The organism is Streptomyces iranensis (assembly GCF_017874715.1).
Taxonomy (GTDB): Bacteria; Actinomycetota; Actinomycetes; order Streptomycetales; family Streptomycetaceae; genus Streptomyces; species Streptomyces iranensis.
In genome coordinates this window covers 330857-343656 of sequence record NZ_JAGGLR010000011.1, presented here as the reverse complement: position 1 = coordinate 343656, position 12800 = coordinate 330857, and the positions used below count along the sequence as shown (strand labels likewise).

Genomic DNA, 12800 nt, shown 5'->3' with positions numbered 1-12800 from the left:
AAGTCCCTGGTCGAAGGCATTTCCCTCCGGGCCATGAGGGTGCCACCGTCGAAGGCATGAACATCTTGCTGATCGGCGCCGCCGGAACCCTTGGCCGGACCCTTGACACCACCCTGCGCGAGCGCGGCCACCGCGTCCTGACCGTGGGCCGTACCTCCGGTGACCTGCGTTACGACCTGACCGACCCCGAGCAGACCACCGCCATGTACGAGGCCGCCGGCCCGCTGGACGCCGTGGTCAGCGCCGCGGGCGAGGTCCCCTACAAGCCGCTGCCCGAGCTGACCCCCGCCGACTGGAGCTCCGCCTTCACCGGCAAGGTGCTCTCCCAGATCGAACTGGTCCGCCAGGGCCTGCCCCATGTGGCCGAGCGCGGCTCGTTCACCCTGATCACCGGCATTCCCGGGCGCGAGCCTGTGCGCACCGGCGCCGCCGCCGCGCTGGCCAACGGCGCCGTGGAAGCCTTCGTCCGGGCCGCGGCCGTCGAGATCGCACCGCAGCGAATCAACGCCGTCAGCCCCAACGTCTTCACCGAGTCGCTGCCCGATTTCGGGGAGTACTTTCCCGGCATGGGATCGGTCGACCTCACAGACGTCGCCCAGGCATACGTCCGCTCCGTTGAAGGCGCCCAGACCGGACGCATCTACGAACTCTGACCCCGGCGCGCAGCGTCGCCTCGGGCTCGCCGTGCTTGCCGGTCACCGCGACGCGCGGCTGGTACGGGATGGGCTCGACCGGCCGCGCTCGTCGACAACCCCCTTGCGCCGCTCCTTGCGCATCACCACGCCCGCCCGCCACCGATCGGGGGTGATGCGGCGTCGGGCCGCACTCCGTCCGTGTCGTCGGGTATGAGCGGTATGGACGGTATGGACGGGAGAACACTCTCCCACCGCCGTAGGCCGGACACAGAGCGGGAGAGGCACGGATGGCGGACGAGGTGAGGGCCGGTGGCCGGGGAGCCGGTGTGCGCCGGGGCGTGGTGGGCGGGTCGGAGGAGGTGCGTGGCGGTTGGGCCGGGCTGCTCGTCATGGTCCCGGTGCTGCTGCTGATCGGCGGGGTGGTGCTGGACGTCTTCGGGCCGGTGCCGTACGCCGGGTTGCCCCTGCTGTCCGCCGGTCCGCTCGCGGCCTGCATGGTGCTGACGTTCCGGGGTGCGGCGATCACCGCGGCCGCCGCCTGTGTGCTGGCGGTGTGCGTGGATGTGCTGGTGAACCGTCCGCTGACGGCGCTCGTGGTGAACCTGCTGGACGTGGCGGTGATCAGCGCGATCGCGTTGTGGCTGAAGTGGGTGGTCCAGCGTCAGGGACAGCGCTTCGCGGCGGTGCGGGCCGTGGCCGAGGTGGCGCAGCGGGCGGTCCTGCCGCCGCCGCCCGCGCGGGTCGGGGCGGTATCGGTGGCCACCCGGTACGAGTGTGCTCACGCGGAAGCGCTGATCGGCGGGGACTTCTACGCGGTGCGCAGTTCGCCGTTCGGGGTGCGGGCGCTGATCGGGGACGTACGGGGCAAGGGGCTGCCCGCCGTGTCCACCATGGCCGTGGCGACCAGCGCCTTCCGTGAGGCGGCGGATCAGGCGGCGACGTTGTGGGAGCTCGCCGAGTACATGGAGCGGGCCCTGGTCCGGTTCGCGGCGGACGTCGGCGACCAGCCGGACGCACTGGAGCGGTTCGCCACCGCCGTACTGGTCGAGGTCAGCGAAGCGGAGGGGCGGGTACGGCTGCACCACCGCGGTCATCCGCCGCCGTATCTGATCCGCGGGGGCCGGGTGACGTCGCTGGAGCCGTCGGCTCCGGGGCTTCCCCTGGGGCTGGGGCTGGGGCTGCCGGAGGGCGTCGGCGTGTCCGGCTGTGACACCTTCCCCTTCCACCAGGGGGACTACCTGCTGCTGGTGACCGACGGTGTCACCGAGGCGCTCGACCGGCACGGAGCCTACTACGAACCCCGTACCAGGCTGGCCGACCGGGACTTCCGCACAGCGTCGGAGGTGGTGGACACGCTCGTCGCCGATGTCACCGACTGGACCGGGGGCCGGCGACATGACGACATGGCGATCCTGGCCCTCACGCCGATCCGCTGAGGGGAAGGCACGGGGCAGGGACAGGATGCCGGTCGGCGCGGCCTCGGCGAACCGGTCACCGGACGGGTCGGTGTCCAGCACCATACGATCTCCCGCTCCTGTCGGCCCCGTCCCGGTAGCCGGTACGGTGGGTGGCTCTTCGGACTCAATGGGGGAGTTGACGTGTGGGGGATCAATGGTCGTCAGGGGAAGGCTTTATGGGGCGGTGGCCTCGCGCTGCTTCTGGCAGCGGTGCTCGCAGGTTGCGGGGGCGGCGATGGGCAGTCCGGGGGTCTGACCGGATCAGCGTCCGGTGCGCCGAAAGGGTCAGCGTCCGGTTCGTCGGCGCATTCCAGGACCGGGCTGCTCTACCGGGACAAGGAAGTCTCGCTGAGTGATATCCAGGCGATCAAGGACGGATGCCCGTCCGACTTCTCCTTCTACGTGGAGTTCGCGGACAGCGGGCCGCGCGTCCTCGGGCCCCATGAGTCGAACCCGCGCCTGAACGACGACGGGGACCAGACGGACGAGGGCAGGCCGCCCGTCCTGTCCTGGGAGCCTCCCTGCTCCTGGGACAACGAGGTGTTGGACTTCGACGACGTGCCCGTCACCAAGGTTGCCGCGGACGCCGGGGACCTCGACCAGGCGGGCTGCCAGGCCGCCGCACGGGCAGCGGTCGGCAACGGCACGCATGTCGACCGCTACAAGACCCGGGCCCTGGCGGTGGGAGACCGGTTCTGCGAGGACTTCGCCGCGGGCGGGCGCGTGGTCCTCCTGCGCGTGGTGAAGGTGAGCGGATCCCCCGTCGGGGAGCTGACATTGTCGGCGACCCTGTGGGCCGGGCCGGCGAAGACCGAGGGCGCGCCGCCGCAGCCCGGTGACAAGGTCTACGAGAACCAGCCCGTCACGGTGTCCGACGACGTGGCCAAGGCGCACGGCTGCGTCCTCGGCAGCGTTGGGCTCGGTTCGGACATGCCGGTCGCTACGTACAGGAGCAGACTGAACGGCGGCGGGGGAGACATCGAGTACTCCCCGAGCTGTCTGTCCGGAAGCCCGAAGATGCGGTTCCGCGGATACGTGGCCCGGGTGGAGGGCACCGCCGACCCGGACCTCACCGCTTGCCAGGACGCCGCGGCGCGCGGCGAGAGCAACGAACTCGAGGTACCGGTCTCCGAACTGCGGGCCGGGGACCGGTTCTGCAGGTTCGACAGTCTCGACAGGGACGTCGCTCTGCTGAAGGTGACCGCCGTAACCGCCAAGCGCCCCGCCTCGGTGACCTTCTCGGTCACCCGCTGGAAAGCTCCCGAACCGTCGTAGCAGCGGCCCAGGGCGGCCTGCCACCGGCAAGCCGCCCCCCGCTCACCCCCCCCAAAAAAAAGACACACACAGACGCGCTGTTCCAGCAGTGGATCGGGCATGGAGGCAGGGTTACGTCCATGGGTGGTTCCGCGAGAAGTAGCGCTTCGACCGGCGTTTGTTCCAGGGGCAGCGCTATGACGGGCCATGCCTCCCTTCGATGGTGAACGAACCACGGGTGCCGGACAGCCGCAGGATGCGGGCGAGGAAATGCGGGACGGCGCACAGCCGCAGCTCGACGTCACCGGCTTGAGCGGTGCGGGCGGCGGCCAGCAGCGCGCTCAGCCCCGTGCAGTCGCAGAACGTCAGCCCGCCGAGGTCGACGACCACCACACGGTTCTCCCCGACGGCGTTCTGGAGGGCCTGACGCACGTCGCCGGCGGTCACAAGGTCAAGCTCCCCCGACACCGCGACCCGGCAGCTGTCGGGCCCGGTGGCTTTCCGGTCCACCCTGATCGTCTCGTGCACCGGCCTGCCCCCTCGGCGCGAGGCAGTCTTCAAGGGCCTGCGTCCAGGAAACCCCCGGACCAGCGGCCCTGTCCACTTCCGCCGGGTACGTCAGCGGTCATACGGGGTCGGGGGCGCGCGTGCACGATCGGCCGCATCTGCGCAGAGCGGTGACCGACAGTGGTCCACTTTTTCCCGCTCTACCTCGTTCTGGACCGTCCGACGGCCGGCACTGGAGGGGGATCAGATGTCGCGCAGCTGCCAGCAGGCTGAAGTGGCGGCAATCGCTTCATTCCAGTGCCAGCGCCGCCAGCACCGTGGCGGCCAGCGCCGCACGTGTGACCATGCCCGACACCGAGGTGTTCTCCGAGCGGGCGTGTGCGCCCGAGCCCACCGCGCCGATACCGTCCAGGACCGGCGTGCCCTGGGCCACGACGAAGTTGCCGTCGCTGGCTCCGCCGACCGACGCCTCGGGCAGGTCGTGTCCGAGCAGCGCGGCGCAGCGCCGCGCCAGGTCGGCGAGTGCGGCGACGCTTTCCGTCCGTTCGAACACAGGGCGGTTCCAGCCCCCCGTGACCTCCACGCGGGTCCGCGGGTCGACGGGACGCAGAACGGCCAGGGCCTCTCCGACGCGTCGTTGTTCGGCGGCGGTGGCGACGCGGACGTCGATGCGGCCGACGGCGTGTCCCGCCGTGACGTTGCTGCGGGTGCCTCCCGCCACCACGCCCACGTTCAGCGACGTGCCCGCGTCCGGGGAGCGCAGGTCCGCCAGGCGCAGGATCTGGTGGGCGAGTTCGTCCACGGCGCTGGCTCCGGCGGTCGGGTCCAGTCCGGCGTGGGCCTCGCTGCCGGTGACCGTGACGGTGAAGAGTCCGACGCCCTTGCGGGCGGTCTTGATCGCGCCGTCGGCGGCGGCCTCGAAGACCATGGCGAGCCTGCTGTCGCGGGCCTCCTCCACGATGGCGTCGCGGGAGGCGAGGCTGCCGGTCTCCTCGTCGCCGTTCAGCATCACGGTGCAGGCCGGGCGGGGCAGGTCGAGGGCGTCGAGGGCGCGGAGTGCCCAGACCGCCTGGACGAGGCCGGCCTTCATGTCGAAGACGCCGGGTCCGCTGATGCGGTCGCCGTCCCGCTGGAAGGGCCAGGTGTCGAGGGTGCCGGTCGGCCATACGGTGTCGTAGTGCCCGAGGAGAAGTACCGGGCGGTCGTCCTGGGCGGTGGTGTCCCGGGCGGTGGTGTCCCGGGCGGAGTAGCGGCGGACGAGGATGTCTCCGGTTTCCTCGCGCGCGAGGGTCTCCTCGGCGTCCGGTTCGCCGAGGCGTCGGTCGAGCCAGCCGCGCAGCCAGCCGAGGCAGGTGTCCAGTGCGTCCAGGTCGTCGCTGGCGCTGCCCTGGGAGGTGTAGGCGGCGAGGTCGGCGACCATGTCCTCGCGGCGGGCGTCGAGCCATTGCCGGACCGCCTCGGCCTGTGCGGAATTGAGGGGAAGCGAGGGTGCGGGGGCCTGGGCCAGGCGGTCCAGTTCGTCCAGCCGTGCCTCCGACATGTCGTGCGCGGCGCCCTCCAGTTGGCGAAGGCCGTTCACGACCGTGCGCAACAGGGTCGTGGGCAGGCCTTCGCGTGCCGCGTGGTGGAAGACGTCGGTGTAGTGGGTGGGGGCTTCGACGGGCCGGTGGCGTACGGCGAGGTCACGCCAGATACCGCTGCGGTCCTTCGTCTGGGTGCGCAGCCATGCGGTGAGGCGGTCGAAGGCGGCGTTCCGGGCAGCGGGGTCCGCTCCTGGCCGGAAGGCGTGCGGCTCGAAGGCGTCGAACGCTTCCAGGGTGACGCCGAGGCGGTCGGATACGGCGAAGACCTCGCCCGTCAGGGCGGCCATGGCGGGGCGGTGCCGGTCGATGAGGTCGGCCATGGGGGCGTCCGCGAGGGCGGTGGCGGCGAGCATGGCGCCGAACCCGGCTTTGGCCCACAGGTATCCCTCGACGTTGTCACTGGTCACAGCCGGGCCCCAGCTCCGCAGGTCGGCCACCAGGGCCCGGACTCTCGGGCTGACCGGCGCGCCGTCGGGCTCGCCGATGACGAGGGCTCCGGCGCCGCCGTCCTGGATGACGCCCGGTTCGATGACGTCGGCGAAGATGTTCACGAAGGCCGCGACGGTGCGGGCGGCGCCCACACGCTGGGCGATCGAAGCCTCGTTGAAGCCGTTCTGCAGGGAAACGACGTAGCCGTCCGGGGCCAGGCGGGGCGCGATCCAGTCGAGCGCGGTACCGGTGGCCTGTGCCTTCACGGCCAGCAGTACGCGTCCGAGGGGGCCGGCGAACTCGTCCGGGGTGGTGGCGGTGACCGGCACGCTCTCGCGGGTGCCGCCGCGGGCGACGACGAGTCCGTGGCGGCGGATGGCGTCCACGTGGGTGTGGTCGGCGTCGACGAGGGTGACCGGGTGGCCGGCGCGGGCGAGGGCGAAGGCGAGGGTGCCGCCGATCGCTCCCGCGCCGACGACGGTGTATCCGGGCCTCTTCGGGTGGGTGTCGTTCACCGGGTGGGTGTCGTTCATCGGGTGTGTCCTTCCGCGGTCGCGGTCGCGGCCGCCGGCACGGGGCCGGACAAGGTGGCGCGGGTGTCGTCGGGCTGCCAGATCCGGGGCAGGTGCAGGGCGCCCGTGCTGGATCCACCGTCCACCCGCAGGATCTCGCCGGTGATCCAGGAGGCGTCGGGACCGGCGAGCCAGCACACCGCCCGCGCGATGTCCCGCGGCGTTCCCGGGCGGCCCAGTGGGTTGGTGCCGATGGCCTCGGCGTACTGGGCCGATACGGGGTTGCAGTCGCTGGCCACCAGGACGAAGCCGGGGCTGACCGCGTTGACGCGGATGCCGTGCGCGCCGAGTTCCAGGGCCGCGGCGCGGGTGGCCATCTCCAGGGCGGCTTTGGAGCTGGCGTAGGGGCCCCCGCCGGGGCGGGCGCGCTGCGCGGCACCCGAGGAGATGTTGATGACCGAACCGGACCGTCCATGCCCGCTGGCGAGCCGGGCGAAAGCGGCGGTCGCCAGGACCGGGGCGCGCAGGTTGACGGCGAACAGCCGGTCCCAGGCCTGCGCGTCCACGTCGGCCATGTCGAGGGAGGGGTAGACGCCCGCCGCGTTGACGAGGATGTCCACGGGGCCGTGCTCCGCCCAGGCCGCCTCGACGACGGCGGTCGGCGCGTCGGGGTCGGTCAGGTCCGCGTCCCGTGTCGCGGTACGGGTTCCCAGACGTGCCCTGGTCCGCTGGAGCGCGGCGGGGTCGCGGTCGACGAGGGTGAGGAACGCGCCCTGGGCGGCGAACTCCTCGGCGATCGCCCCGCCGATACCGCCCGCGGCGCCGGTGACGAGGATGTGGGTCATCAGCTGAACTCCTTGTCCTTGGTCTCCGGCATCGTGAGGTAGACCACGAGGGAGATCAGCGAGGCCGCCGATACGTAGACCCACAGCAGGTCGCTGTGGCCGCTCTCGTGCAGCCAGGTCGTCAGATAGGGCGCCGTGCCGCCGAAGAGCGCGACTGCCAGGGCGTACGGCAGGGCGATACCGGTGGCGCGTACCTCCGGCGGGAACTGCTCGGCCATGATGACGGCGCAGTTGGCGGAGTAGCCGAGGATCAGCAGCATGCCGATGAGCTGGACCAGGAACAGGCTGAGAAAGCTGTTGCCGAGCAGGTGCAGCAGAGGCCAGGCCAGGACGGTGAAGCCGCCGGCGAACGCGGCCATGGTCGGCTTGCGTCCCACGCGGTCCGAGACCACGCCCATGAGGGGCAACGCGATGACGAAGACGACCAGGCAGAGGGTCTGTGACAGCAGCGCGGTCTTCAGTGGGATGCCGGTGGTCAGATTCGCGTACGTAGGAAGGTAGTTGACCCAGATGTAGTAGGTGAGGGTGCCCGCCACGGTGATGCCGGCGACGCGCAGGGCGGCCGCGGGGTGCTCCACGAACATGGCCTTGACGGGATTGGCGCGGGTGCGGCCGGCGTCCTGGACCTGGGCGAAGGAGTCGGTGTCCGCCACGGAGATCCGCAGCCACAGGCCGACCAGTCCGAGCAGGCCGCCGAGGATGAACGCGACGCGCCAGCCCCAGGAGTGCAGGGCGTCGTCGCTCAGTGTCGAGGTGGCGAGCGTGCCCAGGAGGGAGGCCACGAGCACGCCGCCGGCGACCGACACCTGCTGCCAGGACCCGGCGAACGCGCGCCTGCCGCGAGCCGCCGACTCCACGAGGAACGCGGAGGAGGAGCCGAACTCGCCGCCTGCGGAGAAACCCTGCACGAGCCGGGAGGCCAGCAGGATCAGCGGCGAGGCGATGCCGATGCTTTCGTAGGACGGGGTGACCGCGATGACGAAGCCGGCGCCCGCCATCAGGCCGACCGTGAGGGTCATGCCCTTCTTGCGTCCGTGGCGGTCGGCGTAGGCGCCGAGCACGGCCGCACCGACCGGACGCATCACGAATCCGACGGCGAAGACGGCGAGCGTGGACAGCAGGGCCACCGCGCCGTGGCTCTTGGAGAAGAACTCATCTGCGATGATCTTGGCGAAGATGGAGTACAGCGCCCAGTCGACCCATTCGACGGTGTTGCCTATGGTGCCGGCGACGATGGCCTTGCGCTGGGCGCGGCTCAGCCGGAGCGTGGCGGGGGCGGCGCCGTTTTCGCGCAGGGGGCCGGTGGGCGTGGCGGATCCGGTGTTCATGGTGTGTGCTCCGGGGTGTCGGCGGCGGAACCGGCCGCGGTCCGGCCGTGCAGCACGCCACGGGCCGTGTCGGCGAGCTGGGCGTGCGTCGCGTACCAGACGCCGGGGTGAGCGGCGATGTGGTCGAGAAGTTCCCGCAGTGCCACGAGGCGCGAGCGGTGACCGATGACGTGCGGGTGCAGGGTGAGCTGGAAGACGCCGCCGTCCCGGTACGCGGCGTCGAATTCGTCGGTCCAGATCTCCCGTACGTCGCGCGGGCGGCTGTGCGGGCGGACGGACCCGTAGCGGTCCATCGTGAAGTACGGGGCGTCGTCCCGGATCCAGTCGACGGGGATCTCCACCAGGCCGGTGGGCCGGCCCTCGGCGACGATCTCGTAGGGCTCGTCGTCGGCCATGAGCGAGGAGTCGTAGGCAAAGCCCAGCTCGAGCATGATGTCGAGGGTCGAGTCCGAGAAGTCCCAGGACGGGGTGCGGATGCCGACGGGGCGCCGGCCGGTCAGCGTGGTGAGGGTGTCGAGGGCGCGCACCGTGAGTTCCTTCTCATCCTCGCGGTCCAGCAGCATGTTGCGCTCGTGGATCCATCCGTGGACGGCCAGTTCGTGGCCGTCACGGGTATAGGCGCGGGCCTCCTCGGGGTGGACGAGGGCGGAGACGGCCGGCATGAAGAAGGTCGCCGGGACGCCGTAGCGGGCCAGGAGGTCCAGGATCCGTGGAGCGCCGGCACGGGCGCCGTACTCGCCCTGGGCGAGTCGGCCGGGGCTGGTCTCGCCATCGCGCAGCGGGATCGTCTCGTGGTCGGAGTCGAAGGAGAGGGCGACCGCGACCCGGGCACCGCCGGGCCAGCGGTCGGGGACCAGCCGCCGTCCGGCGCGAACCGCGTCGATATGGCCGCGCCAGGTGCGCTCGGGCCAGCGCCAGCTCTCCGAGGGCAGGCCGAAGTCGTCTGTGGGCATGGTGGTCTCCACAAGGATCGGGGGGCGAGAAGGATCGGGGAACGGGAAAAGGACCGGGGAACGGGAAGAGGGCGGATGGCGGTACGGCGGGGCCGCCACCGGGCGGTGTGCCCGACAACCGGCCGGGGGCTCAGGCGGCGCGGACCATCCGGTGCCAGGAGTACTTCAGGGTGGCCAGGTGCAACGTCACGTCGGAGGCGATCAGTCCGGGCAGTGCCCCGATGATGTCGCTGGTGTAGCGCAACAGATCGGTGCGGCGGGGCAGAACCATGTGTCCGACGAGGTTGAAGCGCCCGGTCGCCGCGCACAGGAACTTGGTTCCCGGATGCCGCGCGAGCTGCCGCCCCGCGGCGTCGAGCCGGTCGGGCTCGATCGACAGCCACACCATGAACTCCGCGTCGTACCCGAGCAGGGTCGGTTCGACGAGAGTCCGGAACTGCAGGATGCCGCGGGAGATGAGCCGGTCCATGGCCCGTGCGACACCGGACTCGGTGTGGCCCAGGCTCCGGGCCAGGGTGCTGACCTGGGCGCGGCCGTCCTCCTTGAGGGCCGCGGCAACCTCCTGCTCCAGACCGGTCAGCGCTTTTGGCGCCTCGTCCCAGTCGGCGCGGTCACACGACGACGCGAGGGTGGCGGGCCGCAGGTCCGCGGCCGCCTCAACGGGCAGCAGCCCGGTGTCCCACATCGACGCGGAGGTGAACGCACGGATGACGGCGACCGCCTCGGTGCTGGTGATCAGGTCGGCCCCGGGCAGGTCGGTGAAGAGCATCCGCATCATCTCCTCGTTGTCGCGGGCAACGAAATCGACGATGAGATCGGCGGCACCGGTGACGACGGCCAGGAAGCGCACGTCCGGGCTGACCGCGAGCCGGTCCGCGAGGTCCAGCCCGCGGCCGGGCCTGGCCTGCACCCGGACCAGCATGGAAGAGCCCTCCCGCGTGCGGTCCAGCTCCAGACTGCCGACGACCCGCAGCACTCCCCGCTCGCGCAGGGCCTTGTAGCGCCGCTGGGCGGTCGTCTCGCTCGTACCCACCCAACGAGCCACCGCGCCCCACGGAGCGCGACCGTTGAGCTGGAGCGCCGCGATGACACGGCGGTCCAGGTCGTCGATGGTGTCCACGGGGGCTCGGTGGGTCATGGGGCGGACGCTAATCAGCGCTTTTCCGCTCGTCAATGACGGAATCCTGCATCACTCCAGGTCACAGCCGGGTGATCCAGCACCACCCGGGGTTACGAAGGTGTAACGCCCGCAGTTCCGGTACGCACGTACGGATGACGTCGAGCGTGACGGATTACGTCACACGAGAATCCGAAAAAGTTCACCCTCACGGTTCCGGCCCAACGCGTTGGCGTGCTCCAACGGTGCGGGCACCGGATCGGGTCGGCCCAGAAGGCGTAGACCGGGGCCAGCCGGTGAGGCGAGCGATGTTCCGGAACCCGGGCTTGACGCCGGTCGACAGTGCCCGGTCTCCTCCCGCTCCACAAGAAGTCTACAGTTGTATACTTACGTGAGAGTTACTTCGCGTTACCGCAGAGTGCGGACGTGTGAAGCGGGCCCATGAGAGGGAAATACGAGATGAACCTCAACCTGACCGGTAAGCGCGCGCTCGTCACAGGTTCGAGTGCGGGGCTCGGGGAGGCCACCGCGAAGCTGCTGGCGGCCGAGGGTGCCACGATCGTGGTCCACGGCCGGGACGAGAACCGCACGGAGAAGGTCGCGCGGGAGATCCGCGAGGGTGGCGGGACGGCCGGCGCGGTCGTCGGTGACCTTGCCGACGACCGCGCTGCCGCCGACGTCGCCCGTGCCGCCACCGCGGACGGCCCCGTCGACATCCTGGTCAACAACGCCGGCTTCTACCGACACCTGTCCTGGGCCGAAGCCACCCCCGAGGAGTGGCGCGACACCTACAACGTCAACGTGGTCTCAGGCGTCCGCATGATCCAGCACCTGGTCCCCACCATGCGCGAACGCGGCTGGGGCCGTGTCGTCACCATCGGCGGCGGACTCGCCTCCCAGCCGATGAACACCCACCCCCAGTACAACGCCACCCTGGCCGCCCGGCACAACCTCGCCGTCTCCCTCGCCCGCGAACTCAAGGGCACCGGCGTCACATCCAACGTCGTCTCGCCCGGAGCGATCCTCGTCGAAGCCACCAAGGATCTCGTCATCGGCATCGCGCCCGCCCGCGGCTGGGGCCGGACCTGGGACGAGATCCAGCCCAACGCCGTCCAGGCCCTCATCCCCAACGACCAGGAACGCTTCGGCGAACCCGATGAGATCGCCGCAGCCGTCGCCTACCTCTGCAGCGACTACGCCCAGTACGTCAGCGGAGCCACCATCCGCGTCGACGGCGGGCTCATCCGCTCCGCCTTCTGAGCGCACACCCCGCCATCCCGCGTGCCGGTGACGGATGGCTACCCGTCGGTGCCGTCGAGACCGGTTCCGGGCACAGACGTGCCGCCCGCCTCGTGGATGACCGGTTCGAGCATATCGGCGAGGAGGGCTGCGAGGCGGCCGTCGTCGGCCGTGACGAGCGGGGTGGTACCGACGACGCTGCGCAGCAGCCATGTTCCGGCGACCAGCGCGAGGGCGAGCTGCGCGCGGAGGTCGGCGTCCGATCCGTCGAGCAGCCCCGCGAGGCGGGCGCCCACATGGGTTTCCACGCCCTGCCGGACGATGTCCGCCGCCTCCGGATCCGGTGCCGAGCGCAGCAGCAGGAGAAACGGGTCGAGCCGCTCGGCGCCGGACGCGGTGCGCTCGGCGAGCGTGTGGGCGATGGCCCCCGCCAACCCGGTGCGTTCGTCGCCGACGACGGTCGGCGGTGCGAAGGCACGATCGACGGCCTGCGCGAACAGGCCCTCTTTCGAGCCGAAGTAGCGGTTGATCATCATCGCCGTCACGCCCGCCCGCTCGGCGATCTGACGCACCCCGGCCCCGGCGTATCCGTGCTCGGTGAACTCCACGACCGCGGCGGCGAGAATCGCCTCGCGTGTCGCGGCGCCGTCGCGCCTGCGGGCAGGATGTGCGGTGCTCATGGGCAGGAGCATACGGGGCGCTGACGCACGGACTTCGGGACGGTGGAGCCGCGAACGGCCCGCTGAACGAGGAAGACCGATCGCAAGACGAGGCGACCCACCGGCGGTGATGCCTGTGTCGGCGTCTCATCCGGGTCGAACCGCTGGCGGCGGAGTCCGGGAAAACTGGTTGACCGGCTGCCGGCGGGTCCGGCGAGAATGGCGCGGTGATAGCCACGTCGCCTCAAGGACCGGTCGAGCTTCCACGGATCGTCACCGAGT

The 12800-nt window shown here is 71.1% G+C and carries 11 protein-coding genes; 4 read left to right on the top strand and 7 right to left on the bottom strand.

The features are described 5' to 3' along the window. Nucleotides 1-56: 56 nt before the first annotated feature. From J2Z30_RS22155 to J2Z30_RS22145, 3 genes are all read left to right on the top strand, one after another. Nucleotides 57-653, top strand: a complete 597-nt coding sequence (locus J2Z30_RS22155; RefSeq protein WP_044566592.1) for a short chain dehydrogenase — start codon at nt 57-59, stop codon at nt 651-653. Nucleotides 654-922: 269 nt separating this feature from the next. Next, the gene (locus J2Z30_RS22150; RefSeq protein ID WP_078956379.1) at nt 923-2071 is read left to right on the top strand and encodes a PP2C family protein-serine/threonine phosphatase; all 1149 of its coding nucleotides are present in this window, start codon (nt 923-925) and stop codon (nt 2069-2071) included. A gap of 231 nt (nt 2072-2302) precedes the next feature. Next, a complete protein-coding gene (locus J2Z30_RS22145; protein ID WP_209468783.1) occupies nt 2303-3367 on the top strand; it encodes a hypothetical protein in 1065 nt (354 codons plus the stop codon). A 174-nt stretch (nt 3368-3541) separates the two neighbouring features. Here the strand turns inward: J2Z30_RS22145 and J2Z30_RS22140 are convergent, their stop codons facing one another. The 6 genes from J2Z30_RS22140 to J2Z30_RS22115 all read right to left on the bottom strand — a co-directional run bounded on the left by J2Z30_RS22140 (nt 3542) and on the right by J2Z30_RS22115 (nt 10641). Continuing rightward, the gene (locus tag J2Z30_RS22140; protein WP_308280010.1) at nt 3542-3856 is read right to left on the bottom strand and encodes an STAS domain-containing protein; all 315 of its coding nucleotides are present in this window, start codon (nt 3854-3856) and stop codon (nt 3542-3544) included. A 286-nt stretch (nt 3857-4142) separates the two neighbouring features. After that, nucleotides 4143-6398 carry a 2-dehydropantoate 2-reductase gene (locus J2Z30_RS22135; RefSeq protein ID WP_044566596.1) on the bottom strand — a complete coding sequence of 752 codons (2256 nt, stop codon included), beginning with the start codon at nt 6396-6398 and terminating at the stop codon, nt 4143-4145. Then, nucleotides 6395-7222 carry an SDR family NAD(P)-dependent oxidoreductase gene (locus J2Z30_RS22130; protein WP_044566598.1) on the bottom strand — a complete coding sequence of 276 codons (828 nt, stop codon included), beginning with the start codon at nt 7220-7222 and terminating at the stop codon, nt 6395-6397. Before J2Z30_RS22130 ends, J2Z30_RS22135 begins: the two co-directional genes overlap by 4 nt. After that, nucleotides 7222-8550 (bottom strand): MFS transporter, encoded by a 1329-nt coding sequence (locus tag J2Z30_RS22125; protein ID WP_044566599.1) that lies wholly within the window; start codon nt 8548-8550, stop codon nt 7222-7224. The genes J2Z30_RS22130 and J2Z30_RS22125 overlap by 1 nt, the downstream gene beginning before the upstream one ends. Beyond that, nucleotides 8547-9503: a polysaccharide deacetylase family protein gene (locus J2Z30_RS22120; protein ID WP_044566600.1), complete on the bottom strand. Its 957-nt coding sequence runs from the start codon at nt 9501-9503 to the stop codon at nt 8547-8549. Before J2Z30_RS22120 ends, J2Z30_RS22125 begins: the two co-directional genes overlap by 4 nt. 130 nt (nt 9504-9633) lie before the next feature. Continuing rightward, nucleotides 9634-10641, bottom strand: a complete 1008-nt coding sequence (locus J2Z30_RS22115) for an Lrp/AsnC family transcriptional regulator (RefSeq protein WP_044566602.1) — start codon at nt 10639-10641, stop codon at nt 9634-9636. 438 nt (nt 10642-11079) lie between these two features. Between J2Z30_RS22115 and J2Z30_RS22110 the strand changes: the two genes are divergently transcribed. After that, a complete protein-coding gene (locus J2Z30_RS22110) occupies nt 11080-11880 on the top strand; it encodes an SDR family NAD(P)-dependent oxidoreductase (RefSeq protein WP_044566604.1) in 801 nt (266 codons plus the stop codon). A 38-nt stretch (nt 11881-11918) separates the two neighbouring features. Here the strand turns inward: J2Z30_RS22110 and J2Z30_RS22105 are convergent, their stop codons facing one another. Beyond that, nucleotides 11919-12539 (bottom strand): TetR/AcrR family transcriptional regulator, encoded by a 621-nt coding sequence (locus tag J2Z30_RS22105; protein ID WP_245388265.1) that lies wholly within the window; start codon nt 12537-12539, stop codon nt 11919-11921. Between the last annotated feature and the right edge of the window lie 261 nt (nt 12540-12800).